The organism is Methylocaldum sp., from assembly GCF_039794385.1.
Lineage (GTDB): Bacteria > Pseudomonadota > Gammaproteobacteria > Methylococcales > Methylococcaceae > Methylocaldum.
The window spans coordinates 1-14596 of the sequence record NZ_JBDIVO010000091.1; the positions used below are offsets into that span (position 1 = coordinate 1).

At 56.7% G+C, this 14596-nt stretch carries 14 protein-coding genes; 8 read left to right on the top strand and 6 right to left on the bottom strand.

Translation table 11 applies throughout. The features are described 5' to 3' along the window. The first annotated feature begins 63 nt into the window (after nucleotides 1–63). Together ABJK70_RS10075 and ABJK70_RS10080 are read left to right on the top strand one after the other, a co-directional pair. Nucleotides 64–846 (top strand): hypothetical protein, encoded by a 783-nt coding sequence (locus tag ABJK70_RS10075; RefSeq protein ID WP_347257923.1) that lies wholly within the window; start codon nucleotides 64–66, stop codon nucleotides 844–846. A gap of 139 nt (nucleotides 847–985) precedes the next feature. Beyond that, nucleotides 986–1498, top strand: a complete 513-nt coding sequence (locus ABJK70_RS10080; protein ID WP_156880702.1) for an HXXEE domain-containing protein — start codon at nucleotides 986–988, stop codon at nucleotides 1496–1498. Nucleotides 1499–1621: 123 nt separating this feature from the next. Here ABJK70_RS10080 and amoC read toward each other — a convergent pair whose 3' ends face one another. Together amoC and ABJK70_RS10090 are read right to left on the bottom strand one after the other, a co-directional pair. Then, nucleotides 1622–2437, bottom strand: a complete 816-nt coding sequence (gene amoC, locus ABJK70_RS10085) for a bacterial ammonia monooxygenase, subunit AmoC (protein ID WP_086134307.1) — start codon at nucleotides 2435–2437, stop codon at nucleotides 1622–1624. A 369-nt stretch (nucleotides 2438–2806) separates the two neighbouring features. Further along, a complete protein-coding gene (locus ABJK70_RS10090) occupies nucleotides 2807–3406 on the bottom strand; it encodes a helix-turn-helix domain-containing protein (protein WP_240502447.1) in 600 nt (199 codons plus the stop codon). A 333-nt stretch (nucleotides 3407–3739) separates the two neighbouring features. Between ABJK70_RS10090 and ABJK70_RS10095 the strand changes: the two genes are divergently transcribed. Continuing rightward, nucleotides 3740–4069, top strand: coding sequence for a hypothetical protein (locus tag ABJK70_RS10095; RefSeq protein ID WP_143735107.1), 330 nt, complete (start codon nucleotides 3740–3742; stop codon nucleotides 4067–4069). A 252-nt stretch (nucleotides 4070–4321) separates the two neighbouring features. Next, the gene (locus tag ABJK70_RS10100; protein WP_133717444.1) at nucleotides 4322–5050 is read left to right on the top strand and encodes an MBL fold metallo-hydrolase; all 729 of its coding nucleotides are present in this window, start codon (nucleotides 4322–4324) and stop codon (nucleotides 5048–5050) included. Nucleotides 5051–5446: 396 nt separating this feature from the next. On the opposite strand, the gene ABJK70_RS10105 is transcribed toward ABJK70_RS10100, so the two are convergent. Next, a complete protein-coding gene (locus tag ABJK70_RS10105) occupies nucleotides 5447–6127 on the bottom strand; it encodes a hypothetical protein (RefSeq protein WP_077729444.1) in 681 nt (226 codons plus the stop codon). Between the two features lie 181 nt (nucleotides 6128–6308). Here ABJK70_RS10105 and ABJK70_RS10110 point away from each other — a divergent pair, with 181 nt between their 5' ends. From ABJK70_RS10110 to ABJK70_RS10125, 4 genes are all read left to right on the top strand, one after another. Beyond that, nucleotides 6309–7184: a radical SAM protein gene (locus ABJK70_RS10110; RefSeq protein ID WP_347257924.1), complete on the top strand. Its 876-nt coding sequence runs from the start codon at nucleotides 6309–6311 to the stop codon at nucleotides 7182–7184. An 822-nt stretch (nucleotides 7185–8006) separates the two neighbouring features. Further along, nucleotides 8007–8777 carry a helix-turn-helix domain-containing protein gene (locus ABJK70_RS10115; RefSeq protein WP_168175376.1) on the top strand — a complete coding sequence of 257 codons (771 nt, stop codon included), beginning with the start codon at nucleotides 8007–8009 and terminating at the stop codon, nucleotides 8775–8777. 371 nt (nucleotides 8778–9148) lie between these two features. Then, complete coding sequence (locus ABJK70_RS10120) at nucleotides 9149–10498, top strand: hypothetical protein (protein ID WP_210024014.1); 1350 nt, start codon at nucleotides 9149–9151, stop codon at nucleotides 10496–10498. A gap of 232 nt (nucleotides 10499–10730) precedes the next feature. Beyond that, on the top strand, nucleotides 10731–11891 hold the full coding sequence (locus tag ABJK70_RS10125; protein WP_347257925.1) for a papain-like cysteine protease family protein: 1161 nt from the start codon (nucleotides 10731–10733) through the stop codon (nucleotides 11889–11891). 199 nt (nucleotides 11892–12090) lie between these two features. On the opposite strand, the gene ABJK70_RS10130 is transcribed toward ABJK70_RS10125, so the two are convergent. From ABJK70_RS10130 to ABJK70_RS10140, 3 genes are all read right to left on the bottom strand, one after another. Further along, nucleotides 12091–12393 carry a hypothetical protein gene (locus tag ABJK70_RS10130; protein ID WP_156880697.1) on the bottom strand — a complete coding sequence of 101 codons (303 nt, stop codon included), beginning with the start codon at nucleotides 12391–12393 and terminating at the stop codon, nucleotides 12091–12093. A gap of 361 nt (nucleotides 12394–12754) precedes the next feature. After that, nucleotides 12755–14167 carry a M20/M25/M40 family metallo-hydrolase gene (locus ABJK70_RS10135; RefSeq protein WP_347257926.1) on the bottom strand — a complete coding sequence of 471 codons (1413 nt, stop codon included), beginning with the start codon at nucleotides 14165–14167 and terminating at the stop codon, nucleotides 12755–12757. A gap of 90 nt (nucleotides 14168–14257) precedes the next feature. After that, the coding region (locus ABJK70_RS10140) for a hypothetical protein (RefSeq protein WP_347257927.1) at nucleotides 14258–14596 on the bottom strand (339 nt) is incomplete at its 5' end.

A 14596-nucleotide genomic window follows, 5' to 3' on the forward strand; every position in this document is an offset into this window, starting at 1 on the left:
TTCCTGTATCTTCCGCACGTTTGCTTTGTTGCGGGATACGGGCTCGACCACTTCGAGGTTTCGATGCACGCCCAATACGAGCTGACGCAACGATTTTCTGCCGAGTTCAGCATTCGGCCATTCTTGGAGCGGTATCCGGAAGCAACGCTTGCTCGCCTTACGATTTGGGCGAAAGACCAAAATCCCCATGTTCGTCGCCTCGTATCCGAGGGAACGCGTCCCCGCTTGCCGTGGGCGCCCCGGCTGCGGTCTTTCCAGAAAGACCCCCGACCAGTGTTGGCACTGCTTGAATTGCTAAAGGACGACCCGGAACTTTATGTGCGCCGTTCCGTGGCAAATAATCTGAACGATATCGGTAAAGACCATCCGTTAATACTTGTCGAAACCGCACACCGGTGGATGACGGATGCGACGGATGAAAGACGCTGGCTCATCCATCATGCGCTACGTTCAGCCGTGAAGCGTGCCGAACCGGGAGTTCTTGAGGTTCTGGGTTTCGGCAAAAATGCAAAGGTATCGGTAAACAAAGCGAGCATCACTCCTGAACGCCCCATGATTGGGGGCTCGGTGGCGATCGCCTTTGAAATCACAAACACCGATTCGCAACGGCAGCGTGTGTTGGTGGATTTCCGCGTCCATTTTGTGAAGGCTAACGGAAAGACCAGTCCAAAGGTTTTCAAATTAAAAACTATCGAGCTCGCGCCTCAGGAAACCGTACAACTGGGGAAGACTATTTCCTTGGCCGAAATGACGACGCGCAAACATTACACCGGGACGCACCGGGTCGATGTTCTGTTGAACGGATGCGCTTTGCCCTTAGGGTCATTTGAACTGATGAACGATTAGCGGCTGCTTGGGATTGGTCCCGGACACCTTGCCCTGCTTGAGGATCGAGTGCTAATGCATGAAAGCAAGAAGCAACTCTACGCGATTCGCCGGCGTCCCCTCCGGTGGCTGCGGTGGTGAACCGGGGCATTAGCTTTCCATGACCTACTCAACGCTTGGTTGGCTGTTTGCAGTTGCCGTCACTCTGCACAATGCCGAAGAAGCGCTGCTTTTACCGAAGTGGTCTATGCGCGGCGGTCGGTGGCGCGCTCCAGTGAGTGCGTTTGAGTTCAGATTCGCTGCGGCAGTCCTTGCGCTTCTTGCCTATGGAGTCGCATATCTCTCCTCGATACAAGGCCCGCAAGCCATGGCAGCCTACGCTATAGCCGGCTACGCGTTGGCAATGCTGCTGAATGTCTTCTTTCCGCATGTCTTGGCAACCATTGCGTTGCGCCAATACATGCCAGGCACGGCAACAGCTTTGTTATTCAATCTGGCGGTGTGCAGCATGCTGCTGTATGTTGGAGTGCAGGATGGATCTATCAGCACCGACAAATTCGCGTGGTTTGGTCCAGCGAGTGTTGCAGTCATTTTGGCGAGCATACCGGTACTGTTCTTCATTGGCCGAAAAGCCAGACCGGCATTTCTGCGGATTGGAATGCCGTTGCCATAACCCGCACGAAGCCAAAGAAATACCAGAGGCGTTATGACGTAAGAAGGAATAAAAAAGGCGGTTTTGCACCCCCTCTGCAAAACCGCCTTGCTCATGCACTAAAGTGCGAGCTTGGAGGATATCTTACCTAAGTTTCAACACACCGGCGTCGATCGCATCGCACACTTCCCTACCCATCAGCTGTTTGGCGCAATCCATGATTTGCAAGAGCACGCCGAAGATGGCCAGTGCGAACCAGCCGAATACGACGAAGCCGTAATGCAGCGGTGCCACGAACAATTCTTCCATGAACCAGAAGGTGTGGCCCCATTCATTCAAACCGACATTCGGAAGAATCATGAACGGGCCGACGGTGAAGACAATGTAGGGAAGAGAGATGCCCACACTGAAGTACGGCAAACGGGTTTTTGCGTAGAGAAACGAGGCGAATCCGGTGATGATGTAAATCGGATAGGACAGATAGAATTCGATGATGTGGCTGGGCGTAAAGTCGGTATCCCTCACCACGGTCTGATGCCAGGTTGCATCCTGCTCGGTGAAGTAACTTCCGCCGAAGTACACTGCCGTGGCGTAGAGGCACAACCAAACCAGATGGGTCATATTCCTGCGGAGGTTCTCGCGTGGCGTCACGGCGGCGAGATTGCGGTCGCGAGTTTTCCAGATATACCCCCACAGAAGAGACGCCACAATGACCTCGATCACAATCTGGGTGTATAGAAAGTTCATCCAGTACGTCTCGAATTCCGGTGAAAACGAGTCCAGACCGGCCGCCCAACCGTACACGCCTTCATACCAGCGCACCCAGACGTAGAAGGCGATGTAAAGTGCAACGCCGCCGAAAAGATTGCGCTTGTTGAGCAGCGGCGCATCGCTCTCCCGTGCGCCGACGGCAGGAGTCGCTTTTGCCTCTTGCTGTATATCGAAATCGCTAGTAGCCATCGTGTGCTCCCCTAAAATCAATATGTTTTGGTTCTTGTCGAACGAGCTGCGAACAGCTCTTGATCATTGCAACGGCGCGACCTTGAAGAGGTCTGACCGTGGCGAAGATCATAAAGAAAGGGGATGGCGGGTATTTTGTTTCAGGTCAGCCGCTGAGCGGCTCTAAACTGATCCAGATCAGTTTTTCGGGGGAAAGCGGGAATGTCTGCCGAGGGGTTATTCCATTCGGCATTCGAGTGAACATTAATTGTAGGGTGGGTTAGCGAAGCGTAACCCACCGATTCGAGGCCGCTCGGTGGGTTACGGCCTCGCGGCCTAACCCACCCTACAAAAATTAATTCCTTATTGAAAGCAATTTGGAATTAGGAATCATTGTGGGCAGAATCGCAGCAAGCCGTCCATGTCGAGTATGCGCACCATCTTGCCTTGTACCACGATCAGCCCGCTCGCCTCGAATTGACTCATTAGGCGGCTTACGGTTTCCGGTGCCAGACCGAGATAATTTCCGATTTCCTGCCGGGTCATGCTGAGACGAAACTCCGTTGGCGAGAATCCTCGCTTTCGATGGCGCTCGGAAAGATGCGCCAGGAACGCCGCCAAACGTTCGTCGGCCTGGCGGCGGCTGAGGACGACCCGCTGGATGCCCAGTTGGAATTGACTTCCGGAAAGCTGTAACAATATCTGCGAAAGCTTGGGGATTTCCCGTCCCAACCGTTCCAGCTGATGAGGCGGCAGCTCGCAGTAGCTGACCGTTTCCAAAGCAATCGCGGAACAGGTATAACGCTCTCCGCTGAGTCCGTCGAAGCCCAGCAGTTCGCCTGGCATCACGAAATCGACGACATACTCGTTGCCTGCGCCGTCCAGGGTAACCAGTTTGACCGTGCCGGACTTCAGCGCCAGAAAGCGGTGGAACCACTCCCCACTGTGATAGAGATAGTCGCCTTTGCCGAGCGTGCGATTGATTGTCACGATCCTGCTGACCAACTCCACTTCTTGCTCGCTAAGGCCCTGCGGAATGCAGAGTCTGCCGAGACTGCAGGACTCACAACTAACTTGGGGTCGGCGTTTTGAGGAGAAAAGTTGCTGGAAACTACTCATGGAGGACTATCTGCAAGAATTTCAGAATAGGCTAAAGTTTGCAAAATTTTCCGTCAATTTTATCGAGGCGCTACCATTGTCCGTCGGCGGGTTCGACTTGGTCTGTTATCAAAACGGAAAAAAATAGGGTCATATACTGGTATTTTAGGCGTCTACCCCCTTTTTCGCTACTGAAGCAATAGCTTGAACAAAACGATGGAAATAATGTTTTCGAACATTGATGATGGTGATTTAGTCCGTTGTTCTGATCTATATGTCGCTAGTTTTCATGAGTTTCCCTGGAATGAAGAATGGACGCCGAACAATACCTTTGAAAAGCCGAGTGACTTTCTAGCTTTTCCTAAAGCAGTCGCTATCAAGGTAATAAGTATCGACGATACATGTGGCTTTCTTTTTGAAGGAGTTAAGCGATGGAATTTCGCTACGCCTTATTGCCTAAAAGAAATATGTATCAGCAAAGCCATTCAAAGGGAAAAAGTCGGCACAGCTCTTACGATGACGCTTGAGGAAATGCTAAGAGAAAGTGGAGTATAAAGAATATACCTGGCCACCCATAGAGATAATATCCATTCGCGCTTCTACTCGTCGTTAGAATTTCATGAAAACAAAAGCATCATGGGATGGGAAAGCCCACTGAGAAAAGCGTCTAAGAAGGGCGATCAATCGGGACTCTGGGCTTAGGAACCGTTTTTCTCATTTTTGAATCAACCCGTTATCGCCAGCTCTGGATAACGAGGACCTATTTTCCCATCATGAACCGCATAATTGAGGATCAAGGAGAATGCCATGACTGTTACGAATAGCCAATCGGGGACCAACGTCCATGAAGTTTCCGAAGGGATTTACCGCATCAATACGCCAGTTGTGATCGAAGGCGCAGGCGGCTTCACATTCAACCAATATCTCATCGTCGACGATGAGCCTTTGCTGTTCCACACCGGGCCTCGAAAGATGTTTCCTTTGGTGCGTGAAGCCGTGGCGAGCATACTGCCGGTCGAACGGCTTCGATACATCGCTTTTTCGCACGTGGAGGCTGACGAGTGTGGATCACTCAATGAATGGCTTGCCGTATCCCCTCGATCCGTGCCTGTGTGCGGTGCGGTTGCGGCGATGGTCTCCATCCAAGATCTGGCCGATCGGGCTCCTCGGGCGCTCGCAGACGGAGAGACGCTGACCTTGGGCAAACATCGCGTGCGCTGGCTCGATACGCCCCATCTGCCCCATGCCTGGGAATGCGGCTTCCTGATGGAAGAACGAACCCGCACCTTGCTCTGCGGCGATCTGTTCACGCAGGGCGGCGCGAATCTACCCCCGGTCACGGAAACGGACATCCTGGGACCCAGCGAGGCATTCCGACAGAAAATGGATTACTTCTCGCACGGGCGGGATACCCATGCGCTCCTCGAGCGGCTGGCCGCCACCGAGCCGACCACCCTGGCGTGCATGCACGGCAGCGCCTGGTCCGGCGACGGCGCGAAACTGCTGCGTGCTCTGGCCGATGCACTATCGGCTTAGTACAGGCTGCGTGGCCTTGGGGATACCCAAATGACCGACTTAATCCATCGGCCGTTGAGAACATGAAGCGTCCGCCGGTTCCGATCCTGTCCCGCCAAAGGGCTGTATCGTACTCGAGGATGCCCCGGCCGGAGTAGCGTCCGGTTTGAAAGCCGGCATGCGGGTAATTGCGGTTCTTACCTCGCATACGTTGGAGCAACTGCAAGGCGCCACCATACACATTCGGTCACTTCTGGACCTGCCGCTTGCATTTCGGAAACTAGGATATTTCATGCTACGCTCCGAAAAGGATGGGCAGCCCGAGGAAGCAAAATGGTCGCGTCTGATTCCTTTTGACCTCGATGGCATGCGCTGTAGATCGGCTCCCTGGGAGAGAATGGGTTGGGCCGGATGCCGCTACAATCCGGCGGGTTCCGCCGACAGTTCCTCGAGGGCGAAGCCAAAGCTTTCGCAGCCGCGGCTCGCATGCGTGAGGTAGCGGCCAAAAATCCTCATCAGATAGATCGAGCCGAACTCCTCATATCCCATCCGCGAGACCGACTTGAGCGAGTCGAAATTGTTCGACTCGACGTAGGAGATCAGTCCCCTGTATCCCTTACCGAGATAGTGTTGCAGAGCCAGCGTCATCCCGATCGCGTGGAGCCGCTGCCCGCGATAGCGAGCATGCGTGAATCCCTTGTACATATAGACGTAGTCGCGGTTGAAGCGCAGCAGCAGATCCGGAGGATCGATGCGCGTCGGGCGAAACGAATACCAGCCGTAAGAGGCGAGCTGATTGCCGTCACAGATGCCGTAGCACTCGTCGCCTTTTGCCAGCGCTTCCTCTATGAAGCTCTCCGACATCCCGTTTTCGGGGTTAAGGGCGAACTCGCGAAGCCTCTTCGCGGTAAGGAAGCTCGGTCGGTAAGGCTCGGGGCATTGCGTAAACTCCAGATTGACCCGCCCTATCGTCACCGCTCGTAGAATCTTGAATACTGTAAAGCAGTTTATCCCTTTCACCGCGAGATCGTGCAGTTCCTGGGTAAACCCGCAGCGTCCGCCGAACGGAAAAACGGAAACAGTCCCTGTTGTATCCATATGTTGCACTTCCCTGTCAACTAATGAACCCGTCAAGGATGTCGAAAATCGAGTCTGAGTTCAACACCGAGCCGGAACCGGGCTACGGCGGCAAAACGGTGTGCTGAGGCCTTGGGCTCGGGCAAAATCGATTGCGGGGAAGGTAGTATTTCAAGAAACTTGTAAACATCACGCCTGACTAATGAGCAAACCCTCCCGTCAATTCATGCATCGACTCACCACCACGAACCACAGCCGCGACAGCGCCGGCCTCACCTATGTTTACCCGGTCATTTCCCGGCGCTCCGGCGGGTTATCCATAGGCATCAATCTCAACCCCAACAATGCCTGCAACTGGCGTTGCGTCTACTGCCAGGTGCCGGATCTCGCCCGCGGCGCCGCTCCCGACATTGATGAAGACTGTCTGCGAGAAGAGCTGCTCGGACTCTTGAACGATATCTTGCTCGGCGATTTCTACGAACGGTTTCAGATACCGAACGAACAGCGCGCCATCAAGGACATCGCCATCTCGGGAAACGGCGAACCGACCAGCTGCAAGACCTTCGACCGGATCGTCGAGTGGATCGGCGCGGTTTGCGGCGAGTTCGGCCTGCTCGGCAAGATCAAGCTCGTGCTGATCAGCAACGGCAGCCTGATGCACAAGCCCGTCGTGCAGAAAGGCGTGAAACGCTGGGGCGAATTCGGGGGCGAAGTCTGGTTCAAAGTCGACAGCGCGACGGCCGAGGGCATGCTTCGGATCAACCAGGTCAACCTCGCCCCGGAGACCGTGCTCCGCAATCTGGAGATCAGCGCACGGCTTTGTCCCACCTGGATTCAAACCTGCCTATTCGCATTCGACGGCGAGCCACCTTCCGAAGCGGAACTGGACGCGTATCTGGATTTCTTGGCCGAGCTCAAACGGCGTAGCGTGCCGATCCGGGGCATCCTGCTCTACGGCCTCGCGCGGCCCTCGATGCAGGAGCAGGCGCCACGGCTCTCGGCTTTGCCTGAGGCATTTCTGGATCGAATCGCGGAGGCGATTCGAGCGCTCGACATGGCCGTCCGCGTGAACCGATGATTCGACCCGAAAGGACACTCTTTCCGCTGGCTCCCAAGCTCCCGCTTCGGAGTCTTATCCGAGAAACTCAAGCCTCTCAAAACCGCATGCGAATCGCGAAGCGGGAGCTTCTCGAACTGGGTTCCCAAACGGGAGTCTGGGAACCAGCGCAACTTCGCGGTGAGAAAGCACGGACGGTAGGATTCGGGGCACTTCGCAAACTCCCGATTGACCCGGCCGATCGCCACGGGCCGTAGAATCTTGAACACCGCAAAGAAATTTATTCCCCTCAGCGCGAAATCGTGCAGTTGCTATGTAAATCCGCCGCGACCGCCGAAAGGAAAAAGGGTAACGATCCCTGTCTCATCCATCTTCCTGACCTCCTTTTCAACTTAGGAATCCCCGCCGAGGATGTCGGAAATCGAGCCCGAGTTCACCAAGGCGGCGTCGGAAGCCCAAAACGATTGCGCAAATGGCCCGGACGGGGACAGGGCCTGATCAGGTCGCAACACTCTCCAAGACTGACGCCCACCGGCTCCGGCATCAAGCACATCCAGCACGAGAGACCTTCCGGTGCTTCGATGCCCCGCACCTTCCCGGACGCGGCGTGAGCTCGTGGCGAAACGGCTCACCCCCTTGGCGGTCTCGCCATACTCCGTCGCACCTAAAGATGAGGACGAGCTTATTGTGTCGACGGGCGCGATGTGGAATTGGACGCGACGATAAGGCTTAGCTGTCTCGCGGCTTCGCCGCCGATATCACGTTATTGAGACTCCCCGTTCTGCAATGGACACTTACGGTACTCCAGCGTACCGACCGAGCCACGGATCGAGGCTACTTTACATGAGGGACATGTCCACTTATGCCAAGGAGCTTTCAAAATTGAGAGCGGGTGTAGCTTCACAGGTTCGTAAGTCTTCCTGTGTCGCCGGTAATCGTTTACTTACCCAACTCTCCCATGGGGAGATCGAGCGTCTGACGCCCCATCTGGAGATTACCCGAATTTCGCCGAAAACCCCGCTTTGCACGCAAGCTTATCTGTATTTTCCAACAACCGCTCTTGTCTCATTTATTTATACCCTGGCCAGCGGTTCGACCGTAGAAATCGGCGTCATAGGCAACGATGGCGTCGTGGGTTTAAACACCTTCCTGGGGGGGACGGCGCCAGGCCAGGAAGTTTGCACACTCGCCGGGGACGCATTCCGAATCAAGCTTGCCTCGCTGCATGCTGAATATTGCCGCGGCGACCTACTCCAGCGCGTGCTGTTGCGCTATAGCCAAGCCTTTCTTGCTCAGGTTGCACAAGCCGCCGTGTGCAATCGTTTCCATTCCATGGAGCAACGCCTATGTCGCTGGTTGCTCCTGCGCCTCGACCGACTCTCGTCTAACGAGATAGCCGTGACGCAGGACGGCATTGCCAACATGCTGGGCGGCCGCCGGGCGACCGTCACCGTCGCTGCGGGCCATTTGCAGGAAATGGGACTGATTGTTTGCTACCGGGGCCGAATCACGGTTTTGGACCGGTCGGGCTTGGAAGCGGCCGTTTGTGAATGCTATTGGGCCGTCAACCAGGAAGCAAAATCGCGACGGGTTGGAAACGCCATCCGTCATTAAGGAGTCGGGAACGCCGGAACAATCGGCGCCCATTAGGGGGCGTGGCCCGGGCACTGCGGAAGGGGAGCGGCCGGTTGCTGCGGTAGCGCGGATACGCCAGTCCTGTTTAACCGTGCAGACAGGACTAACAGCATGCTTGCAGCGTCAAAATCATCCGTTCGATTCCAATTTTTTTTGCATTGGGTACGCCAGCGTACCGATATCTCGTTGCGGCCGAGTTAGTTTGTCAGCGCGTTCTGAAGATGCGCTGGACATTTCCTCTCCGGCGGAAGTTCAGCACCTCCAGGCTAACGCATTAGGCTCCGCCGCTAAAGGGCGCTTCGAGGGAGCTTAATTTATGGACCAAGCGCCGCAACATTTCGGAGGTTGATATGTGTACCTATGAGAATCGGACGGATGTGGCGAAGATCGAAAAACAGATTGACAGGTCTCTTCAAGACGAAGGGAAGGCAAAGGAGGTGTTGCGCGAAATTGCGCAGCTTTGCCTTGATACCAAGAGACAACCCGACTACATGTCGCAGTGGCTTTCTCTTTTGAGGAAGAAAGGAATAGACGCCAGAAAATTGGCGGGCAAGAACAATTATGTAGAAATATACCCGAGTGGAACGCACGGAAAAGGTAAAAGTGACAGGCTGCTATTCCAGGTGGAAGAAACGTGGGTAGAGGTCGTGGAAGCAGGTGAAAGCACCCATGGCGGCGCGTTGAAGCTGAGTGCCGTATCGACCATGTCCTTGGCTGAACTGGATCAAATCATCGCCGCCGGCCCCCACGCGGCTTTAGACGCAGTCCTCGCCACGGACCAATCGGCCTTCCAGGACTCGGATGGACTGATCTCGTTCGTAAACATGTCCAGCTCTTTCGTTACCAGCAACCCGGAATACAAAACCGGACGGGAGGTCTGCGACAAAGTTTCCAACTTCTTCGCGACCCTGCGAATCAAGGTTTTCGGCTATCTACAGAAGAACCCCGGCAAGGTTCTGCCGGGAGACAGCGTGCCGAAAACGCAGTGGGACGCCGCCGTGACCCACTATATGCAATTTCTGCTGACTCAGGCCGGCGGACTCACGAATTACAGGGTCACAACGGAAACTTACTCTGTAACTCAGGTCATCACCGAGTTCAGCACCTCGCTGATCAAGCTTCTATTCGACGCGGCTGCGGCTCCCGAGAGCATCGTGAGCGATGTCGTGAAGTTTGTGCAAGGAGTCGGACAATCCCTGCGGGCGAGTTGGGACGACAAGTCCAGGCATTATGCGACCGCCTTGCTCGGTCAATGTCACGAAGCGGTTCCCGTAGATGCTTCGGACCAGACCACCGTCTACTTCCCCAAGATCAAGTACTACTACATCTCGGTCGACTCCTCCCAGCATGCCTTCACGTCCAGTTGTGCAACGGTGGAGAAATTGACCTTCGACTTCAAGTACGAGTACTACGTCACCGGCTTGAAGGCATCGATATTGGACACGACCTCCGATGACTACAAGCAGTTCGTGGCGTTTCTGGACAAGGCACAAGCAGTGTCGTATCAAGACGCCAATAACAATCTCGATGCGATCCTGGATAACACGGTATCGGACGAACCGGCTACATCCCTGGAATTTTCCTCCGACCCGAGCGTGAACGTGTTCGGCGTTGACTTGACGGAATATCCCGGTGTGGCCATCAAGCCTCCCCGAACGATAGAGCGGGTATTGAACAGACACGCCCGAAGCGCATCGTAACCGGCAGGTTTCGTGAATCCGCTCTCGTATCGGAGCAATGTGCTTCTTTTAACCGCCGACCGACCGGGAAGGCTTGTTTCGCAAGAGATAGAGCCCCTAGCGGGGTAGCCCTGCCCGGCGGACTCGGCGAACGTCCGAGTTAGCGTTAAGCATCCCCGGCTTTGGCCCGGGCCATCATGGCACGTGCCTCAGCTGGGGACCTTGCCCACCATTGATTAGGAGGAAATGAGGTATGAATGCATCCTTCACACTGGCTACAAGTCGCCCGTACAGCTCTCTGTTACGGGAGGTGAGCATTCTGGGAAAGCTCTTCGCATCAAAGCAATTGGCCTTTGAGATGCAGGCGCAGACCGAATCCAACTGGTGTTGGGCCGCGACGGCAACAAGCGTGTCTCACTTTTATTGGCTCACGAGCACATGGACGCAGTGCCGCGTCGCGAGCAGCGAGTTGGGACGAAGCGATTGCTGCAACAGCACGGTCCCATCGGCGTGTAACGTTCCGTGGTATCTCGATCGGGCGCTGACGCGCACCGATAATTTTGTCAGTATGATGGGACAGGCCAGCTTTCAGCAGATACGCGATGAAATCGATGCCGGACGACCCGTCGGCGCACGGGTTGGCTGGAACGGGGGTGGTGGCCACTTCATGGTGATCTGCGGCTATAGCCTTGTTGGCGGTGTCGAATACTTCGATATTGATGACCCGATCTACGGCAATAGCCATCTTGCCGTCTCGGAGTTCGCCAGTAACTACCAAGGCAGCGGAACTTGGACGCACACCTACTTCACCAAGAGTTACTTCAAGATGCCGATTAAACTATTGATTCCCAAAGAACCAATTCTCCGCCGGATATGGGAAGCTCGACCGCTGTTGAGCTTGAAGCAAGATATGACGTTCACCGGGAACATGCGCGATGCCTTGCAGGAAGGACGTGCCTCCCTTGGAATGGCCCATCGCATCTATTCGGTCGGCTTGGATTCATTGGTCGCCGATCGAGCTCCGGCACCCCACGCGATCGGTATTCGTGTCTATGAAATATCCGGCGACACGCCACAGGCTTTCTTCGATGTCAGCGAAGAGGAACAACCACGCCTGCTGCAGATGTCCGCATCGAAGAACCATCTGGAACCCTTCGCGCGTGGCATGGCGGAAGCGCTGGCAACGGTTAAACAGATCGGCGAGGAATGTGAACTGAGAATGTTCCGTGTGCCTGCTCTCAATTTCGAGGCGCTATGGATTAATTGTGAAGATGAAACCAAGGACGTGCTCGTGCCCTTGCGCGCCGTCGGCCGATTGGCCTCTTACAAGGCGGTGCCTCTGGACGACGCGTTCGATGCCCTGCGGGAGGCGGCACGTCCATTGGCGCAAATGGACGAGACGATGGGCGCCTGATCGCATGCGGTAAACGATCGCGGAAATCGCATTCGGTACATCGCTATCTCCGTAACCAAGCCGGGGCCTTCGCGGAATCCGTCCCAATTGATCGGTCGGCGACCCCAGCCTTCGATTATCGGGCCGTTTTCCCGTGGGCTCGTGGCTTTGCCGCATCAACTCGGCAAAGAGCGAATGATCGCCGGCGCCCTGCTCTTCACTATCCGGTCCGGAGCAGAAACTCTTCTCCAACGCCGAGCCGTTTCGGCGAAGAGTAAATCCATCTTTCGGTGCCGTCGTCGGCGATCGCCGAGGCGGCGCCGTCCTCTTCGAGGGTCGGGTAATACCGCTCCAGCTCCGGAGGCAGTTGCCACCAATAACCGAGGAGGGCGGCGAACTCCCGGCGGTTCCGGAAGGGATCGCGGACGGGATAGCTGCCGGATTCCGGGTGCAGCGGTACGGTGCCGTCTTTCACGGCCTGCCGGGCGATAGCCTCGACTGCGGCGGCATCGGGGCCGGACAATTCGCGACCGGTCAGCTAAAGGTCGATCTCGCCAAGCCAGAACATCTTCTGACGGAATCCGGAGTCGGTTATCGGCTGAAGATCTCGGCCGGTCGGCCCCGCTCCGGGGACGGCGAGAGCATTCTTCTGCTTATTGGAGGGCCCCCAGCGGGTCTGTCGGCAAGGGATTGCCGACCTACAAAACCGGGCCACCAAGTAGGTCGGGAATCCTTTCCCGACGGCTTCATCGGCAAGGGATTGCCGACCTACGACTCCCACGTGTCCCAAAAGCACCCCGGAATGACGAGGGAATCCCGGCAACCCCGCGAAATTGCCGGGTTTCGTTGCTCAAGCCAGACTACACATTTGGGCGGCTGGATATTCAACCCGCCAACTCCGAGTATCTCGCCAGAATATATGCCACACACGCCGTCAGCTTCTTCGCGTACGGAATATGCAAAAACTCGTTCGGCCCGTGGGCGTTGCTCTTGGGGCCCAGAACGCCGGTGATCAGGAATTGCGCGTCCGGGAATTGCTCGCCGAGCATGCCCATGAAGGGAATGCTGCCGCCCAGCCCCAGATAAGCCGCATCGTGGCCGTAGAAGGTTTGCGAGGCCTCGCTCGTGGCCCGCTCCAGCCATGGCGCCAGGGCCGGGGCGTCCCAGCCGGTTCCGGCCTGCTCGAATTCGACGGAAATCTCGGCGCCGTAAGGCGGCTCGGCGGTCAGCACGCGCCGGATGACGTCCTGGGCCTTCAAGCTGTCCACCGTCGGCGGCAGGCGGAAGGACAGCTTGAAAGCGGTGTGCGCGCGCAGCACGTTGCCGGCCGATTGCAGCGGCGGCATGCCGCCCTGCCCGACTACCGAAAGCGTCGGACGCCAGGTACTGTTGAGCAGCAGTTCGGCCGGATCGTCGCTCACCGGACGGAGCGTCGGCACCGCGCTGAAACTTTCGAGCAGGCCGCCGCCCAGTATCGCCGCCGCCGCTTTCGCCTGTTCCCGCCGTTGAACCGGAATCTCCGCCTTGAGTTCCGGCAGGCGAATGTCGCCGGTCGCCGCGTCTTCCAGGCGGTCCAGCAACTGGCGCATGATCCGCATGGACGAAGGGACGATGCCGCTGGCGATGCCCGAATGGGCGGATTCCGTCAGCACCTTCACGTCGACGATACAGCTCACCAGGCCGCGCAGCGAGGTGGTCGACCAAAGCCGCTCGTAGTCGCCGGCCCCGGAATCGAGCGCGATCACCAGCTCCGGCTTGCCGATCAGATGGGCATAACGCTCGAGATAAGGCGGCAAATCGGGCGACCCGCTTTCTTCCGAGAACTCGATCAGAATCGCGATGCGAGGGCGCTTTCGCCCTTCCAGCGCTTTCAAGGCGGCAACCGCGGCAAACAGCGCATAACCGTCGTCCGCGCCGCCCCGCCCGTAGAGCTTGTCGTCCTTGAGTACCGGCGTCCACGGCCCGAAACCGTCGTGCCAGCCTTCCATTTCCGGCTGCTTGTCCAGATGGCCGTAGATCAGCACGGTTTTGTCCAGATTGCCCGGAATGTCCAGGAGCAGCAGCGGCGTCCGGCCGGGAATGCTGAGATCGTGCAGGGTCCAGCCCGGAACAGGATGCGCGTTCAGCCAGTCCACCGCCAGCCGGCGCACCCGTTCCATGTGGCCGTTCGCCTGCCAGTCAGGATCGAACGCAACCGACAGATTGGGGATCTTGATGTAATCGATGAGCGTCGGCAGGATCTCTCGGTCCCAAAATTCATCGATGGATTGCCGCAGTGCGTCAGGGTGAATGGTCATCGGTATGTCTTCTCGCAGGGTCGTCAATCGAAAAAGTCTGTCATAGCGGCAAACGGTCCGTCCACCAGGTGGCCAAGATGGACTGTACCCTTAGAGTCCCGCCTCGGCGCCGGTCAGCTTTCGCCAAAGCCAGCTGCTGGCTACCTCCGTGCCGAACAAAACATAATTCAGGACATTGAGATTGCGGAGTATCGACTGCTGGTCCGGAATGGCCGACGACAGCCCGGCAAACAGGATGCTGTCGCCCTCGCGCAGCATGAGCTCCGGCGCAGGGATCTCGATGTCCTCGGCGCTCCGCACCACCATCAACGGGATACAGGGCAGCTGCCGATTCCGGTCGACGGGATCGCGCATCAGGCTGTCCAAACCAATCGCCGAGCGGTGGATCATCTCCGCGACGGCCGGGGCCTGCCGAGAATCGAGGGTCAC